The sequence below is a fragment of the Klebsiella sp. ZJOU C1 genome, from assembly GCF_035620215.1.
Classification (GTDB): domain Bacteria; phylum Pseudomonadota; class Gammaproteobacteria; order Enterobacterales; family Enterobacteriaceae; genus Klebsiella; species Klebsiella variicola.
This window is the reverse complement of the sequence record NZ_CP141644.1, coordinates 4,446,606-4,458,696: the sequence shown is the minus strand read 5'-3', so window position 1 is coordinate 4,458,696 and position 12,091 is coordinate 4,446,606. Positions and strand designations below refer to the sequence as shown.

Genomic DNA, 12,091 nt, shown 5'->3' with positions numbered 1-12,091 from the left:
ACGCTAATGACCGAATGAATGTATATCGTGGAAAACGGGCAAATGTTACAAAGAAATAAAATGCCCGCTTGATGAAATATTATTAAGAACGGGCATTTTAAACACTCTCTTAATGGGCATGGTTGCTTTATTCATGGCGGAATTATTGACGCGGTTCACAAAATATAGTCATGAAAATTCCCCTTTGATTATTCAGGTTGATGATGAAGACCATTATTCACCCTATCCCACGGTAGCCGACGATATTTCTGTTGCCCTGCCGTTGACGGATGATGAGTCACCAAAAGAGGAACGCAATGGAAAGAAACAGACTGGCCCGGCAGATTATCGATACCTGCCTGGAAATGACCCGCCTGGGGTTAAATCAGGGGACCGCCGGCAATGTCAGCGTGCGCTATCAGGGAGGAATGCTGATCACCCCCACCGGTATCCCGTATGAAAAGCTGACGGAAGACAAGATCGTCTTTATTGATGCCGATGGCCAGCATGAGCAGGGAAAACTGCCCTCCAGCGAATGGCGTTTTCATCAGGCGGCCTACCAGACGCGGCCCGACGCCCAGGCGGTGGTCCACAATCACGCTGTCCATTGTACGGCGGTGTCGATCCTCAACCGGCCCATCCCGGCCATCCACTATATGATCGCCGCGGCCGGCGGGAATTCGATCCCCTGCGCGCCCTATGCCACCTTCGGCACCCGCGAGCTGTCTGAGCATGTCGCGGTAGCGCTGAAGCACCGCAAAGCCACGCTGCTGCAGCATCATGGCCTGATCGCCTGCGAGGCCAGCCTGGAGAAAGCGCTCTGGCTGGCGCATGAAGTGGAAGTCCTGGCCCAGCTCTATCTCAGCACGCTGGCGATTATCGACCCGGTACCGGTGCTGAATGACGAGGCGATCGCCATCGTGCTGGAGAAGTTCAAAACCTACGGATTACGTATTGAAGAGTGATGCCGCAACGCTAACAGGAGAGACGCGATGGCAAACCGAATGATCCTCAACGAAACGGCGTGGTTTGGCCGGGGGGCGATAAACGCATTAACCGATGAAGTAGCGCGGCGCGGCTATCGTAAAGCATTGATCGTCACCGACAGCACCCTCGCCCGGTGCGGCGTGGCGGCGAAAGTCACCGACAAACTGGATGCCGCCGGGCTGGAATGGGATATGTTCAGCGACGTGATCCCTAACCCGACCATTGCCGTGGTCCAGCAGGGGCTGCAGGCCTTTCAGCGCAGCGGGGCGGATTACCTGATCGCCATCGGCGGCGGTTCGCCGCAGGATACCTGTAAGGCGATCGGTATTATTCAGCGTAACCCGGAATTCGCCGATGTCCGTAGCCTCGAGGGGCTCTCGCCCACCCGTCAGCCCAGCGTGCCGATCTTCGCGGTGCCGACCACCGCGGGTACCGCGGCGGAGGTGACGATTAACTATGTCATCACCGATGAAGAACAGCGGCGCAAGTTCGTCTGCGTCGATCCGCATGATATTCCGCAGGTGGCCTTTATCGATGCCGATATGATGGACGCCATGCCGCCGGCGCTGAAGGCGGCCACCGGCGTGGACGCCCTGACGCACGCTATCGAAGGATATCTCACCCGCGGCGCCTGGGCTTTGACTGATGCGCTGCACCTCAAGGCCATCGAGATCATTGCCGGGGCGCTGCGCGGCTCGGTTGCCGGGGATGCCGGCGCGGGCGAAGCCATGGCGCTCGGCCAGTACGTCGCGGGGATGGGATTTTCCAACGTCGGGCTCGGGCTGGTGCACGGCATGGCGCATCCGCTCGGCGCTTTTTACAACACGCCGCACGGCGTGGCGAATGCCATCCTTTTGCCGCATGTGATGCGCTTTAATGCTGAGGCGACGGGGGAAAAATATCGCGATATCGCCCGGGCGATGGGCGTCAGGGTGGAAGCGTTAAGCCTGACTGCCGCGCGCCAGGCGGCAGTGGAGGCGGTCTGCCAGCTAAACCGCGATGTCGGTATTCCCGGCCATCTGCGCGAGGTGGGTGTCAGGAAAGAGGATATTCCGGCGCTGGCGCAGGCGGCGCTGGAGGATGTGTGTACCGGCGGTAACCCGCGTGAGGCGAGCCTGGCCGATATCGTCGGGTTATATCAGGCGGCCTGGTGATTGCCTGGCCCGGGTAAAGCAGGCAGTGCCGGAGGCAGTTACCCTGCACCGGCGCACCTCTTAACGATGGTTAGCGCGTCAGCCGCAGCTGCTGCAGATTGCCATCCAGCTGGAGGTCGGTCTGCAGGCGGGCCACTTCCCGGCAGGTGAAGGCCATCTCCTGATGCGCGGCCAGCTTTTTGCGCCACTTCTCCGGCACCTCGGCCAGACGGGCGTACAGCCCCTCCAGGTCCTGAAACTCGTTCAACAGCTGGGCGGCGCTTTTGGGTCCAATGCCCGCCACGCCCGGCACCTTCGAGCTGCTGATCCCCGCCAGCCCCCAGTAATCCGCTAGCTGCTCCGGGGTGACGCCGAACTCGCTGGCGATGAAGGGCGCATCCAGCCAGCGCTTCTGAAAGTAGTCGCGGATGCGGATGGTGGGCGACAGCAGCTGACAGTAGCCTTTGTCGGTGGAGACAATGGTGGCTTGATGGCCCGCCTGGGCCACCTTTACCGCCAGGGTGGCGGCGAGGTCGTCCGCTTCGCTGCCCGGCGAGGCCCAGCAGCGGATCCCTCGCTGTTCGAAGGCCGCCCGCAGCGCTGGCATCTCGGCCACCAGCGTCTCCGGCATCGGCGCGCGGCCGGCTTTGTACTCTGGCAGGCGCTGGTGGCGCCAGCCGTGGGCACGATCCTCATCATCGAACACCGCCACCGCGTGGGTGGGCTGACTGTGGACGATCAGCTGCTCCAGCGCATGCAGGCAGGTATCGACGCAGGGCGAACCCTGCACCGCATGGATGCGGCGGATCAGATTTAACGCGTCGACGATTAACAGATGAACAGCCACAGATACCCCCTTATTCTCAGCGTCTTTAGGGTAACATCGCCATCGGATCGAGGCTATCTGCGCCTGAACAATCAGGAAGATAACGCGCAAATTTCGCTAACTGACCGCCATCAGCGGGCTGATGACGCCCGGCGCGGGTTCGCCGTACCACACCGCTTCGCGCACCGGGACCGGTTTGGCGATAAGCCCGAGGGCGTAAAAGCGATCGGCGATGGTCTGCTGGGCGCGGATCACCGACAGATCCATCGGCCGCGGGCGATGGCTGCGGCGGGCGAGGGCCATGCTCAGCGACCGGGCGTCAATCCCCAGCTCTGCCGAGAGTAAGCGGGCCGCTTCGCCACGATGCGAGTCGATAAACTGCCCGGTGTGGGTCAGCTCCGTCAACAGACGGCGCATGATATCGCCATGCTGAGCGAGGTAGTCCCGTCGCGAAAGATAAAACTGATGGTTGTTGACTCGTCCTTCGCCGCTGGCGACCACCCGCAGCTCGCCGGTGTGTTCGGCGTCGCTGAGCAGCGGGTCCCACATCATCCAGGCGTCAACCGCCAGGTAGTCGCTGGCGGTCAGCGGATATTTCGGCGGGGTATAGACCACCCGCACGTCGTTCAGCCCCAGCCCGGCGTCTTCGAGGATCTGCAGCAGTAGCCAGTGGACATTCGACCCCTTATTGAGGGCGATGCGTTTACCGCGCAGATCGCTGAGCTGGCGAATGTCGCTCTCCTGCGGGACGACCATCGCCACGCTGCGCGGCGCCGGCGGCTCCCACGCCACGTACATCAGTTCGCTATTGCTGGCCTGGGCAAACACCGGCGGCGCTTCCCCGGTGGTGCCAAAGTCGATCTCGTTGCAGGCGAGGGCGTGGAGGAGCTGCGGTCCGGCAGGAAACTCACTCCACAGCACGTTGACGCCGAGGCTGGCGAAGGCGGTTTCCAGACTCTGACGGGCTTTCAGGATCCCGAGGCTGCCGAAGCGCTGGTAGCCAATGCGCAGTTCGCGATCGGCCCCGGCTGCGTTGGCGAACGCCCGCGGCGGCGCAGGCGGGCGGCGGCGGCTTTTGATCAGCCCGAGGTTAGCGAGCTGGGTGCGCAAGGTATGCCGGCTGATCCCCAACAGCGCGGCCGCTTGGCTCTGGTTATCGTCGCAATGCGCCATGGCGTGGCGAATCAGGGCGCTGGTGACTCGCTGCCACAGCGGCTCGCCGGGAAGCGCCAGCTGGTGGCGAATAAAGTCGTCCAGTTCATGATCGCTCGCCGGCGCCGGGGCGTCGTTGAGCGTCGCCAGGCGCAGCTGGGCAGGACTGATCTCCTCTTCTTTACTGAGGAGCACCGCGTTGTGCAGGGTGTTTTCCAGCTCGCGAATATTGCCCGGCCACGAATAGTCCATCAGCCGGGCCAGTGATTCCGGCGCCAGACGCAGGGTTGGCCGCCCTAGGCGCCGGGCATAGAGTGATAAAAAGTGGTGCGCCAGCAGCGGGATATCCTGCCGACGCTGGCGCAGCGGCGGCAGCGGCACCACCGCGATATTCAGTCGATAGTAGAGATCCTCGCGAAAGCGGCGCTCGCGGATCGCCTGGGCCAGGTCGACGTGGGTGGCGGCAATCACCCGGACATTCACTTTAATCGCTTTGCGTGAGCCGACGCGGGTAATTTCACGCTCCTGCAGCACTCGCAGCAGCTTGACCTGCAGCGGCAGGCTTAATTCGCCGATCTCGTCCAACAGCAGCGTCCCCCCTTCCGCGGCTTCAAACCAGCCGGGCTGTCCCTGCTGCGCGCCGGTGAAGGCGCCTTTCTCATGGCCGAACAGTTCGGCTTCGGCGAGGCTCTCGGTCAGCGCGCCGCAGTTGACCGCCAGAAACGGCTGCTGGCGACGGGCGCTGTGATGATGGAGATAGCGGGCCACCACCTCCTTGCCGGTGCCGGTTTCGCCCACGATCAGCACGGTCGCCTCCGTTGGCGCGAGCTTGTCCAGCAGGCTCTGGAAGGCCTTCGACGCCGGGTCGATCAGCGCGGGAGCGGTGGAAGGGGATTCTGGGTTCAGCATAGCGGGCCTCCGATCGTTGACGCTCTGAACTTATCCTGCGGCGGCCGCAGAAACCAGAGGGGGAAGGCCCGCGGCTGTTGCAAATGCGCCAGCGGATGCGCGGCGGCTGCGCGATTTGCAACAGCGTGGCGCGGCGAAGCCGTTTTCAGTGCATTGATTTTAAAAGATTAATTTTTTATTCACCATTGGCATGATTATCGCTAACACTCATATAACCAAATTAAAACATCTCTTCGATAAATATCGGATATGGTTATATAGGAAATAGATAATGACGCAGCAAGCTCCCGACAAGATCAATGTCTTCTGGTTCTTACCTACCCATGGCGATGGCCGTTATCTGGGTACCACCGAGGGTGGACGCCCGGTCGATTTACCTTATCTGCAGCAGGTGGCGTTGGCGGCCGACAGTCTGGGCTACTACGGCGTGCTGATCCCCACCGGTAAAAGCTGTGAAGATTCGTGGCTGGTGGCCTCGGCGCTGGCGCCGTTGACCCGCCGTCTGCGCTATCTGGTGGCGGTCAGGCCGGGCCTGCAGCCGCCAACCCTGGCGGCGCGGATGGCGGCCACCCTCGACCGTTTATCGGAAGGTCGGCTGCTGATCAACGTCGTTACCGGCGGCGACCCGGTGGAAAACAAAGGCGATGGCATCTTTCTCAGCCACAGCGAGCGCTATCAGGTGACCCGCGAATTTCTTGATGTTTACACCCGCCTGCTGCGCGGGGAAAAAGTGGACTATCACGGCGAGCATATTCACGTGGAAGGCGCTGAAGTGCTGTTCCCGCCGGTACAGGAGAATGGCCCGCCGCTCTATTTCGGCGGCTCTTCTGATGCGGCCATTGATGTGGCGGCCGAGCAGATCGACAGCTATCTGACGTGGGGCGAACCCCCGGAACTGGTGGCGGAGAAGCTGGCGGTGGTGCGCGAGCGCGCCGCGGCCCGCGGACGCACCCTGCAGTACGGCATTCGTCTGCACGTCATTGTGCGCGAAACGGAAGAAGAGGCATGGGCCGCCGCCGACCGGCTGATCGCCCATCTTGACGACGATACCATTGCCCAGGCGCAAAAGATCTTCGCCCGCATGGACTCGGCCGGCCAGGCGCGGATGAGCGCCCTGCATCAGGGGTCGCGCGATAATCTGCGCATTGCGCCCAATCTGTGGGCCGGCGTCGGACTGGTGCGCGGCGGCGCGGGTACCGCGCTGGTGGGTAATCCGCAGCAGGTAGCGGAACGCATCCGCGAATATCAGGCGCTCGGCATCAGCAACTTTATCTTCTCCGGCTACCCACATCTGGAAGAAGCGCACCGCTTTGCTGAGCTGGTGATGCCTCTGCTGCCGCTGGAAAACGCGGCCTCGTCGAAGGCGCGTAGCGTGAACACCGGTCCGTTTGGCGAAACCATCGGCGGCGATAAGCGCCCGGTGCGCCAGGTCAGCGCCAGCTGATGGCCCGGAGCGCGACCATGAGACAGCATACCGGAGGAGGGCAGCGATGAGTGCAGAACCGCATATCGTGATTATCGGCGGCGGCTTTAGCGGCGCGGCGGTGGCGATTGAGCTGCTGCGCCTGGCGCCGAACGGGGTGCGCGTGACGCTGCTGGAGCCGCGCCAGTCCCCCGGGGCCGGGGTGGCCTACTCCACTGCGGAGCCGACGCACCGGATTAACGTTCCGGCCGCTCGCATGCAGCTGGCCGGCGACGAAGAGGGCGCCTTCGATCATTGGTACCGCCATCAGCCTGCCTTTGCCGTCGATGTGCAGGCGCTGCGCCCGGACGGTTCCGTCTACCCTCAGCGCGGCCAGTTTGGTCGCTATGTGGCGCAGCGTTTTGCCGACGCCGTGGCGTCCAGCGGCGGACGGCTTCGCCACCTGCGCGATCGGGCGCTCGCTTTTCATCAGGGGACGGTGACCACCGACGGCGGCCTGCAGCTTAAGGCCGATCTGCTGGTGCTGGCGATCAGTCATCCACCGCCTTCGCTGCCGCCGCAGGCCGAAGCCTGGCGTCATCATCCGGCGCTGATTGCCAACCCGTGGCAGCCCGGCGCGCTCGATGCCATCGCCCCGCACGCCCGGGTGGCGGTGATGGGCACCGGATTAACCATGGCCGATACGGTCGCGACGCTGGACCGGCTGGGCCACCGCGGCAGTATCGTCGCCTTTTCGCGCCACGGCCTGCTGTCGCGCGGCAACCTTAGCGGCGCAGGGACAACCTGGCCCGGCGACTATCAGCAGGGCAACCTGCGTCAGCGCCTGCGTCAGATCCGCCTCGACGTCGCGTATGCGGCGCAGCAGGGCCTGAGCTGGCAGGTGGTGCTGGATGCGGTTCGTCAGCAGGGGCAGCGGATCTGGCAGGTGCTCAGCGTCGCCGATCGCCAGCGTTTTCTGCGCCATCTGCGCCATTACTGGGATGTCCACCGCTACCGCGTGGCGCCGCAGGTCGCCGAGGTGCTGGAGGCGCGCCAGCGCACGGGCAGTCTGCAGGTGCAGGCGGCCAGGCTACTGTCGATAAGCGGTGAAGGCGAAACGCTGCGTCTGACGCTGGCGCGGCGCGGCGGCGGTGTGCAAACCCTGAGCGTCGATCACCTGATCCTGACGACCGGACCCGCACACCGCGCCCTGACCGACAGCCAGCCATTTTTACAGGACCTCGCCCGCCGCGGCCTGATTCGCGCCGATGCCCTCGGCATGGGCCTGGAGGTGGACAGCCGTTCCCGGGCAGTGGCTGAGCCGCACGTTGAGGCGCCGCCGGTGCTGGTGGCCGGTCCGGCCGCCCGCGGGCGTTTTGGCGAACTGATGGGCCTGCCGCAGGTAGCCGACCATGCCGCCGACGTGGCGGCGCAAGCGTTACTCACGCTCGGGATCCCGCTGGACTCCCGATGTCCTGCGTACTGAATACCTCCCTTTATTTTCCCTGATTCATTTTGCCGCGTGCGCCCCGGCGACGGGCCGCGCTATGGAGATTGCTATGTCATCACAACGTGAAATTCGTCTTAACGCTTTCGATATGAACTGCGTCGGCCATCAGTCGCCGGGCCTGTGGGCGCATCCCCGGGATCGCTCTTGGCAGTATAAAGATCTGGAGTACTGGGTGGATCTGGCGCGGCTGCTGGAGCGCGGCAAGTTCGACGGGCTGTTCATCGCCGACGTGCTGGGGATCTATGACGTACTGAACGGCAGCGGCGACGCGGCGATCCGCCAGGCGACGCAGGTTCCGGTCAACGATCCGCTGGCACTGATCACCCCGATGGCGCTGGTGACGGAGCATCTGGGCTTCGGCCTGACCGCCTCGCTGTCGTTTGAGCATCCTTACCCCTTCGCTCGTCGTCTGTCGACGCTCGATCATCTGACCAAAGGGCGGGTGGGCTGGAATATCGTCACCTCCTATCTGGAGAGCGGGGCGCGCAATATCGGCCAGCAGACCCAGACCGACCATGACACCCGCTATGACTATGCCGATGAGTATTTGCAGGTGATCTATAAGTTGCTGGAGGGAAGCTGGGAGGATGGGGCGGTGCTGCGCGACAGAGAGCGGAAGATCTTCAGCGATCCGCGGAAAATCCATCCCATTAACCATCAGGGACAGTTCTTTTCCGTGCCGGGGATCCACCTCTGCGAGCCATCCCCGCAGCGCACGCCGGTGCTGTATCAGGCGGGGGCGTCCAGCCGCGGCAAACAGTTCGCCGCCGGCCATGCCGAATGTGTCTTCGTCGCTGCGCCGTCGAAGGTGCTGCTGAAGAAGACGGTGGCGGATATTCGCCGCCGGGCAGTTGAGGCGGGGCGCGATCCGCACAGCATCCTGATCTTCAACCTGCAGACGGTGATTGTCGGCGACACCGACCGCGAGGCGCAGGCGAAGTGGCAGGAATATAAGCAGTACGTCAGCTATGAAGGCGCGCTGGCGCTGCTCTCCGGCTGGACGGGGATCGATTTCGGCCAGTATCAGCCGGATCAGGTGCTGAAGTATCTGCACACCAACGCCATTCAGTCGGCGGTGGAGGCCTTTTCGACCGCTGATCCGAACCGCCAGTGGACGGTGCAGGCCCTGGCCGATTGGGCGGGGATCGGCGGCTTCGGTCCGCTGGTGGTTGGCAGCGCGCAAACCGTGGCGGACGAACTGCAGTCCTGGGTCGAAGAGACGGACGTCGATGGCTTTAACCTCGCCTATGCCGTCACTCACGAAACCTTCCGCGACGTCGTCGAGCTGCTGGTGCCTGAGCTGCAAAAGCGCGGCGTCTTTAAGCAGGAGTACCGCGAGGGGACCCTGCGCGAAAAACTGTTCGGCGCCGGCCCGCGTCTGGCCGCGCCTCACCCGGGCGCCAGCTACCGCCGCGATGCGCGCACGGCGGCATCGGTAGAGGAGAAGGTGACATGATCGCTATCGATGACCTGCATAAAAGTTACCGCACGGCGGATGGCCGGCTCAGCGCGGTGCTGAAAGGGCTGTCGCTGCAGGTGCCTGAGCGCTCCATCACCGCGGTGGTGGGGCCGAGCGGCGCCGGTAAATCAACCCTGGCGCGCTGCATCAGCCTGCTGGAGCAACCGGACAGCGGCAGCATTCGTATCAATGGCCAGGATCTGTCGGCGCTGTCCGGCGAGGCGCTGCGCCGGGAACGGCGGGCGATTGGCACCGTTTTCCAGTCTTCGGCGCTGTTGAGCCGCAGGACCGCCTGGGAGAATGTCGCCCTACCGCTGGCGTGGCTGGGTGTGGTGGAGCGCGATATCAAGGCGCGGGTTGGCGAGCTGCTGGAGAGCGTCGGCCTGAGCCACAAAGCGGATGCCTGGCCGGCCCAGCTCTCAGGCGGCCAGCGCCAGCGGATCGGCATTGCCCGCGCGCTGGCGCTGCGCCCGTCCGTTCTGCTGGCGGATGAAGCCACCTCCGGCCTCGATCCTCAGGCCACGGCCTCGGTGCTGGCTCTGCTCAAGCGGCTGCGTGACGAGTACCAGCTGGCGATCGTCCTGATCACCCATGAAATGGACGCGGTGCGCACGGCGGCGGATGCGGTGGCGGAGATCCGCGACGGGACGATCGTCCAGTACGGGCGGATCGAAGATCTGCTGGCGCGTCCCGATTCTCTGCTCGGCCAGCAGCTGTTGCCGCTGACGCCGGCGGCAGCGGCCCACAGCGATCTGCTGCTGCGTCTGAGCTACCGCTGGGATGTGCCGGTGGCCACCGACTGGATCAGCCGCCTGAGCCAGCAGTGGGCGCTGCAGATCGATCTCCTTGGCGGTCACGTCGAGGTGATTAATGGTCGGCTGGCCGGTCGCCTGCAGGCCGGAGTGCGCTTTCAGGGCGAACGCCTGTCGCCCGCGCGACTGCAGGGCCTGCTGGCGCAGCTCGGCATAACGGCGGAGATCCTCGACAGCGCGCCGTTGCTCAGGGAGGTGGTATGAAACCGACAGTCATCAGCCAGGATACCCCCTGGGGCGAAATCCCTTCGCTGCTGCTCCCCGCCTATGGCGAAACCTGGCTTATGGTGGCCATTGTGATGCTGTTTGTCGTCACGCTGGGGGGGCTGGTGGGGGTGGTGTTGTTTAACGCCTCGCCGCGGGGCTTATTTCCGCACGCGCTGCTGTACCGGCTGCTGAACTGGGTGGTCAATATGGGACGTTCGCTGCCGTTTCTGGTGCTGATGGCCGCTATTATCCCGTTCACTTACTGGCTGACCGGCACCACGATTGGCATCCCCGCCGCGGTAGTGCCGATGATCGCCGCCGGCGTCCCGTTCTTTGGCCGTCTGGTGGAGAACGCGCTGCGCGAGTTGCCGGCGGAGGTCACCGCAGTGGGGGTCGTCTGCGGCGGGTCGCGCTGGCAAATCATTGCCAGCGCGCAGCTCAGTGAAGCCTTGCCCGCGCTGGTGGCGGCGGTGACGCTGAACCTGGTCTCGATGATTGAGTATTCGGCTATCGCCGGGACCATCGGCGCCGGCGGCATCGGCTACCTGGCCGTGGTGTACGGCTATCAGCGCTTCGACAACCACATCATGATCGCGACGATCGTTGCCCTGATCGCCACGATCCAGTTGATTCAATTTTTGGGTGACCGTCTGGTCAACCGTTTACGCCACACGCAGGGGAACCTTGTATGACAACAGAGCAATTTGAGTTACGTAAAGCGCGGCGCTGGCCCTGGCTGGCGGCGCTGGCGGTGATTATCCTGCTCGCCATCGCCTTCTGGTGGTGGCGGGGACATACCCAAAGCCAGCAGGTGGTCTTCGGCAGCACGTTAAAAATTCACTACGAGCCGGCGATGGCCGGCGAGCAGCGGATCATTGAGTATATTAATCAGCATATTGCGCCCGATTACGGTCTGAAACTGGAGGCGGTGGGGGTGCAGGATCCGGTCCAGGCTGACCGCGCGGTAGCGGAAGGACAGTATGCCGGGACGATCTATCAGCATCAGTGGTGGCTTAAACAGGTGGTGGACGCTAACGGCTTTGCGCTGTCGACCACGGTGCCGGTGTTCCAGTGGGCGTTTGGCATCTATTCCGACCGCTACTCGTCGGTACAGGCGTTGCCCAACGGCGCGACCATTGTCGTGCCTGACGATGGCGCCAATCAGGGGCAGGCCCTGTGGCTGCTCCAGCGCATTGGGTTGATCTCGCTCGACCCGGCGGTGGAGCCGCGTACGGCGAAGCTGAAAAATATTGTCGGTAACCCGCATCAGTTTGTCTTTAAAGAGCTGGATCTGCTGACCATGCCGCGGGCGTTAAATTCGGTGGATGCCGCCATCGGCTATGTCTCGCAATTTGACGCCGGGAAAGTGCCGCGTGAGAAAGGCATATTATTCCCGCCGGCGCCGCGCACCTTTGCTTCGCAATTAGTGATTGGTACACCGTATTTATCGCAGGAAAATATCGTCAAATTAAAACAGGCTTTTTCTGACCCGCGGATCCAGACGTGGTTACAAACCACCGATGACCCGCTGGTAAAAGACGTATTAGTTCCAGTGTCCGCGGAATAAGCGTCCTGCACGACGTCTATTTTCGTTGTTATTTATTTCCCTTGAGGATGCGCGAAAGCGCGTCCTTTTTGTGCTGGTAATATTTATTAACTTATTGATTATATTGATTTTTATAGAATGATTTGTTGTTTTGATTCTCGTCGCGCGC

Annotated in this window: 11 protein-coding genes; 9 read left to right on the top strand and 2 right to left on the bottom strand. The window is 62.9% G+C overall.

Annotated features, from left to right (window positions below; all coding sequences use genetic code 11):
* The first annotated feature begins 296 nt into the window (after window positions 1-296).
* Entirely contained in the window at window positions 297-944 is a 648-nt protein-coding gene (gene fucA / locus SPE70_RS21260; RefSeq protein WP_012540715.1) for an L-fuculose-phosphate aldolase, read from the top strand.
* Window positions 945-971: 27 nt separating this feature from the next.
* The gene (gene fucO, locus SPE70_RS21255; protein WP_064170032.1) at window positions 972-2,120 is read left to right on the top strand and encodes a lactaldehyde reductase; all 1,149 of its coding nucleotides are present in this window, start codon (window positions 972-974) and stop codon (window positions 2,118-2,120) included.
* Window positions 2,121-2,190: 70 nt separating this feature from the next.
* Here the strand turns inward: fucO and xni are convergent, their stop codons facing one another.
* Both xni and SPE70_RS21245 read right to left on the bottom strand, forming a co-directional pair.
* Window positions 2,191-2,946, bottom strand: a complete 756-nt coding sequence (xni, locus tag SPE70_RS21250) for a flap endonuclease Xni (protein WP_004142871.1) — start codon at window positions 2,944-2,946, stop codon at window positions 2,191-2,193.
* A 96-nt stretch (window positions 2,947-3,042) separates the two neighbouring features.
* Complete coding sequence (locus SPE70_RS21245; RefSeq protein ID WP_008806268.1) at window positions 3,043-4,986, bottom strand: sigma-54-dependent Fis family transcriptional regulator; 1,944 nt, start codon at window positions 4,984-4,986, stop codon at window positions 3,043-3,045.
* A 77-nt stretch (window positions 4,987-5,063) separates the two neighbouring features.
* On the opposite strand from SPE70_RS21245, the gene SPE70_RS21240 reads away from it, so the two are divergent.
* The 7 genes from SPE70_RS21240 to SPE70_RS21210 all read left to right on the top strand — a co-directional run bounded on the left by SPE70_RS21240 (window position 5,064) and on the right by SPE70_RS21210 (window position 11,943).
* On the top strand, window positions 5,064-5,180 hold the full coding sequence (locus SPE70_RS21240) for a hypothetical protein (protein WP_046882366.1): 117 nt from the start codon (window positions 5,064-5,066) through the stop codon (window positions 5,178-5,180).
* Window positions 5,181-5,257: 77 nt separating this feature from the next.
* Complete coding sequence (gene ssuD / locus SPE70_RS21235) at window positions 5,258-6,430, top strand: FMNH2-dependent alkanesulfonate monooxygenase (protein ID WP_022065017.1); 1,173 nt, start codon at window positions 5,258-5,260, stop codon at window positions 6,428-6,430.
* Between the two features lie 46 nt (window positions 6,431-6,476).
* Window positions 6,477-7,874, top strand: coding sequence for an FAD/NAD(P)-binding protein (locus SPE70_RS21230; protein WP_136047547.1), 1,398 nt, complete (start codon window positions 6,477-6,479; stop codon window positions 7,872-7,874).
* Window positions 7,875-7,947: 73 nt separating this feature from the next.
* Complete coding sequence (locus SPE70_RS21225) at window positions 7,948-9,354, top strand: LLM class flavin-dependent oxidoreductase (protein WP_012540717.1); 1,407 nt, start codon at window positions 7,948-7,950, stop codon at window positions 9,352-9,354.
* The gene (locus SPE70_RS21220; protein ID WP_008806264.1) at window positions 9,351-10,373 is read left to right on the top strand and encodes a methionine ABC transporter ATP-binding protein; all 1,023 of its coding nucleotides are present in this window, start codon (window positions 9,351-9,353) and stop codon (window positions 10,371-10,373) included. Before SPE70_RS21225 ends, SPE70_RS21220 begins: the two co-directional genes overlap by 4 nt.
* Window positions 10,370-11,068 (top strand): methionine ABC transporter permease, encoded by a 699-nt coding sequence (locus SPE70_RS21215; protein ID WP_008806263.1) that lies wholly within the window; start codon window positions 10,370-10,372, stop codon window positions 11,066-11,068. The genes SPE70_RS21220 and SPE70_RS21215 overlap by 4 nt, the downstream gene beginning before the upstream one ends.
* Window positions 11,065-11,943 (top strand): MetQ/NlpA family ABC transporter substrate-binding protein, encoded by an 879-nt coding sequence (locus SPE70_RS21210; RefSeq protein ID WP_008806262.1) that lies wholly within the window; start codon window positions 11,065-11,067, stop codon window positions 11,941-11,943. Before SPE70_RS21215 ends, SPE70_RS21210 begins: the two co-directional genes overlap by 4 nt.
* Window positions 11,944-12,091: the final 148 nt, after the last annotated feature.

What these genes read in the sequence shown, in the direction of transcription:
- fucA (WP_012540715.1), top strand. Translation starts at nt 297, where the DNA reads ATGGAAAGAAACAGACTGGCCCGGCAGATTATCGATACCTGCCTGGAA.
- SPE70_RS21220 (WP_008806264.1), top strand. Translation starts at nt 9,351, where the DNA reads ATGATCGCTATCGATGACCTGCATAAAAGTTACCGCACGGCGGATGGC.
- SPE70_RS21230 (WP_136047547.1), top strand. Translation starts at nt 6,477, where the DNA reads ATGAGTGCAGAACCGCATATCGTGATTATCGGCGGCGGCTTTAGCGGC.
- SPE70_RS21245 (WP_008806268.1), bottom strand. Translation starts at nt 4,986, where the DNA reads ATGCTGAACCCAGAATCCCCTTCCACCGCTCCCGCGCTGATCGACCCG.
- SPE70_RS21225 (WP_012540717.1), top strand. Translation starts at nt 7,948, where the DNA reads ATGTCATCACAACGTGAAATTCGTCTTAACGCTTTCGATATGAACTGC.
- SPE70_RS21210 (WP_008806262.1), top strand. Translation starts at nt 11,065, where the DNA reads ATGACAACAGAGCAATTTGAGTTACGTAAAGCGCGGCGCTGGCCCTGG.
- ssuD (WP_022065017.1), top strand. Translation starts at nt 5,258, where the DNA reads ATGACGCAGCAAGCTCCCGACAAGATCAATGTCTTCTGGTTCTTACCT.
- SPE70_RS21215 (WP_008806263.1), top strand. Translation starts at nt 10,370, where the DNA reads ATGAAACCGACAGTCATCAGCCAGGATACCCCCTGGGGCGAAATCCCT.
- fucO (WP_064170032.1), top strand. Translation starts at nt 972, where the DNA reads ATGGCAAACCGAATGATCCTCAACGAAACGGCGTGGTTTGGCCGGGGG.